Here is a 3,713-nt window from a genome sequence, read left to right on the forward strand (position 1 = left end):
GAGCGGCACACGTTCCCCGAGCACACGGCAAGCACGCGGAACGGCAGGACCGCGGGCGCCGCGTCGCTCATGCGCTCGCGGTGTGCCCGGCCGCCTCGGCCTTCTTGGCGCGGGAACGCGAGCGCTTCTTCTTGCGGTCGTCGCCCTGCTCCTCGCCGTAGTAGCCGTAGCCGTAGCGCCCGTAGGCGTAGGCGTCTGGGCCCTTGGTCGGAACCATCGTCATGACGATGCCGCCCACGCGGCTGCCCACCTGCTCGATGGCCGCGACCGCGGACTTCAGCTGGTTCTTGTGCGTGCGGCCCGAGGCGACGATCACGAGGGAGCCAGTCGTGCTCTTGCTGAGCACCGCGGCGTCGGTCACGGGCAGCAGCGGCGGGGCGTCGTAAAGGACGTAGTCGAACTGCTCCTCGAGCACCGAGATGAGCTTCTTCATGCGCGCGCTGCCGAGCAGCTCGCTGGGGTTCGGGGGGATGCGGCCGGCGGGCAGCACGTAGAGGTTCGTCTTCCCCCAGCGCTGCACGACGTCGCCGACGTCGACCCGGCCGAGCAGCACGTCGGTGAGGCCCACGGCGCCTTCGAGGCCGAGATAGCCGGCGAGCTTCGGGCGGCGCAGGTCGGCGTCGACGACGAGGATGTTGCTCGAGGTGCTCGCGAGCGCGAGGCCGAGGTTCGCCGTCGTGGTGCTCTTGCCCTCCTGAGCGAGAGAGCTCGTCACGACGAAGCTGCGGCCGGGGCGCGTCGACCCGTCGCCCTCGTCGACGACGCGCTCGACATCGTCGCCGATGTTGAGGAACTGCAGGTTGGTGCGCAGGGTGCGGAAGGCCTCGGCGCGGTTCGAATAGGGGTCCTCGGCCACGATGAGCGGCCGCACGGCCGCCTTCGGGTCGAAGGTGATGCCGCCCACGATCGGCGCGGCGCTGATCGACTCGACGTCGTGCTCGGTGCGCACGCGGGTGTCGAGGGTCTCGCGCAGGACGGCCACGGCGACACCGAGCGCGAGGCCGATGAGCAGGCCGAGCAGGACGTTGAGCGTCACGTTGGGGCTGCTCGGCTTGAGCGGCACGACGGCGTCCTGCACACGGCTGAGCTTCACGGGCGACACGTTGTTGTCGGCGTCGGTCGTCTCGAGCGACTGCACGACGGTGCTCAAGCTCTCGGCCGTCGCATTGGCGAGGTTCGCCGCCATCTTCGGGTCCTGATCGGTCGCCTCGATCTGCAGCAGCGTCGTGTTCGCCGGCGCCGAGGCCGAGATCTGGCGCGCCAGCGAGGCGGGGGTGGCGTTCAGGTGCAGGTCGACGATGACGGGCTGCAGCACGGCGGGGGTGTTCACGAGGCCGGCATACGACGTGATCCGATCCTGCGAGTACGCCTGCCCCTGCACGAGGTCTGACGCGTTCCCGCCCACTTGCGTGTTCACGAAGACCTTCGAATCAGCGGTGTAGCTCGGCGCCTTCAGTGTGGAGAAGAGCGCCGCGACGCCCACCCCCACGACGACGAAGACGGCGATGATGAGCCAGCCTTTGCGGAGCACTCGGATGTAGTCGTGTAGTTCCACGAACCTGCCTTTGGTCGGAAGAGCAGTTGTCGTACCCCGAACAGGGGCCGTGCAGACCATGGTGCACAGTTCTGTCGCATGCTGACAAGGGGTTGCCCTAGCGTGGTCGCCATGACGAAGGCCCCCGACCGGTCGCTTCGCGCGCTGCTCGTCGCCGTCGGCGCGCTCGCCGTGGCGGTCGCACTCGCCCTGTCCTTCCCGTCCTGGCGGGGGCACCTGACCTACCCCGCAGCAGTCGCCGCGAGCTACCTCGTCACGTGGGGCCCGCTCGTGATCGCGCTCGCCGGGACCTTCCGCTTCTGGCGGCCGTCGCTGCGCTTCCGCGCTGCCGACGTCTACCTCGGTCTCATCGTGGGCGTCCTCGCGCGCGCCGCCGGCATCCTCGTGCAGTACGCGATGACGGGCCGGATGCCCGGGCCGGGCCTCATGGTCGGCGATGTCACCGGCATCTACGTCTTCACGACCGTGGTCGCGCCCGTCGTCATCGCGCCGCTCATCGAAGAGCCGTTCTTCCGCGGGCTGCTGCAGGGCTCGCTCGAGCGCGGCATCCGCCCGTGGCCCGCGCTCATCGTCACATCCGTCGTGTTCGCGCTGGTGCACACGATCGCCGACGGCTGGTCGGTCGCACTGATCGCGACGATGCTCGTCTACGGGCTCATCGCGGGCTACGCGGTGCAGCGCACGAGGCGTCTCGGCCCCGCGATCATCGGCCACGCGGTGTTCAACGGCCTCGCAGCCCTCATCACCTGGCCCTGGTGATCGCGGGTGCGGCGCGGCGTCGCCGCGCCCCTACAGCGCGCGCAGCAGCGGCGCCAGGTCCTCTTCGAACTGGCTGAGGAAGCGCCGCTGGTCCTGACCGGGGGCGTGGAAGACGAGGTGTGTGAAGCCGGCGTCGACGTACTGCTTGATCTCGGCCACGGTCTGCTCGGGGTCGCTGCCGACGATCCAGCGCTTCGCGATCTGCTCGATGGGCAGCGCGTCGGCCGCCTTCTCCATCTCGAGCGGGTCGGTGATGTCGTGCTTCTGCTCCTTGCTGAGCGACAGCGGCGACCAGAACCGCGTGTTCTCGAGCGCCTGCTCGGGGTCGCGGTCGTAGCTCAGCTTGATCTCGATCATGTGATCGATGTCGGATGCCTGGCGGCCGCCCGCCGCGGCGCCCTCTTCGACGGCGGGGATCAGCTCGTCGACATACAGCCCCATGCCCTTGCCGGACGTGCAGATGAAGCCGTCGCCCGCGCGTCCCGCGTACTTCGCCACCGTCGGGCCGCCCGCCGCGATGTACACCGGGATCGGCGTCTCGGGCTTGTCGTAGATCGACGCGTCATGCGTCGAGTAGTAGTCGCCCTCGAACGTGACGCGCTCGTCCTTCCAGAGCGCGCGGATCAGGCGCACCGACTCGCGCAGCCGCGCGAACCGCTCCTTGAAATCGGGCCAGCCCTGGTTGCCCGCGCCCTGCCAGCCGGTGGCGACCTCGTTGAGCGCCTCGCCCGTGCCGACGCCGAGCACGATGCGCCCGGGGTACAGCACGCCGAGCGAGCCGAACGCCTGCGCGATGACGGCCGGGTTGTAGCGGTAGTGCGGCGTCATGACGCTCGTGCCGAGCACGATGTCGTGCGTGCGCTCCCCCGCGGCGGCGAGCCACGTGAGCGCGAACGGCGCGTGGCCGCCCTCGTGCCGCCAGGGCTGGAAGTGGTCGGAGATGAACGCGCTCTCCATGCCGTGCGCTTCGGCCGCGACGGTGAGTTCGACCAGTTCGCGCGCGCCGAACTGCTCTGCGGATGCCTTGTACCCGAGCTTCAGAGTCATATCGATTCGACTCTACGTCCGATTGGCCGGGTTCGGGCATCCGCCCGGCTTCGCGGCCACGCAAGCGGGGCACACTCCGGCCCGGCGAGTATTAGCCCCGGGACTATTTCACCGCCACGCGACAGACCGATCGTTCTACTGCTGAGAGACTTTCAGTAGTCACGCAGCGCTCGAGCCGCCCGAACGGCCGGAGCGCGTCACCTGAGTCACCCGAAGGCACAGGTGCAGCACGTGGGCCACCCGATGACCAGCGTGCACGCGAGGCGAGCTCCAACCCCAACACGAACGAAACCCTCGTCGGCTGCGCCGATGAGGCGAACAGCCCCCACGGGTGCCGGCCCCTTGAACTCCC

Annotated in this window: 3 protein-coding genes; 1 reads left to right on the forward strand and 2 read right to left on the reverse strand. The window is 69.4% G+C overall.

Annotation, left to right across the window (positions count from 1 at the left end; translation table 11 throughout):
* Window positions 1-67: 67 nt before the first annotated feature.
* A complete protein-coding gene (locus ACM2XV_RS13310; RefSeq protein ID WP_344774864.1) occupies window positions 68-1,555 on the reverse strand; it encodes a tyrosine-protein kinase domain-containing protein in 1,488 nt (495 codons plus the stop codon).
* A gap of 111 nt (window positions 1,556-1,666) precedes the next feature.
* Between ACM2XV_RS13310 and ACM2XV_RS13315 the strand changes: the two genes are divergently transcribed.
* Complete coding sequence (locus ACM2XV_RS13315) at window positions 1,667-2,314, forward strand: CPBP family intramembrane glutamic endopeptidase (RefSeq protein ID WP_487027279.1); 648 nt, start codon at window positions 1,667-1,669, stop codon at window positions 2,312-2,314.
* Between the two features lie 30 nt (window positions 2,315-2,344).
* On the opposite strand, the gene fgd is transcribed toward ACM2XV_RS13315, so the two are convergent.
* Complete coding sequence (gene fgd / locus ACM2XV_RS13320) at window positions 2,345-3,361, reverse strand: glucose-6-phosphate dehydrogenase (coenzyme-F420) (protein ID WP_344774868.1); 1,017 nt, start codon at window positions 3,359-3,361, stop codon at window positions 2,345-2,347.
* Between the last annotated feature and the right edge of the window lie 352 nt (window positions 3,362-3,713).

This window comes from Gryllotalpicola sp. CP2-P1 (assembly GCF_057512245.1).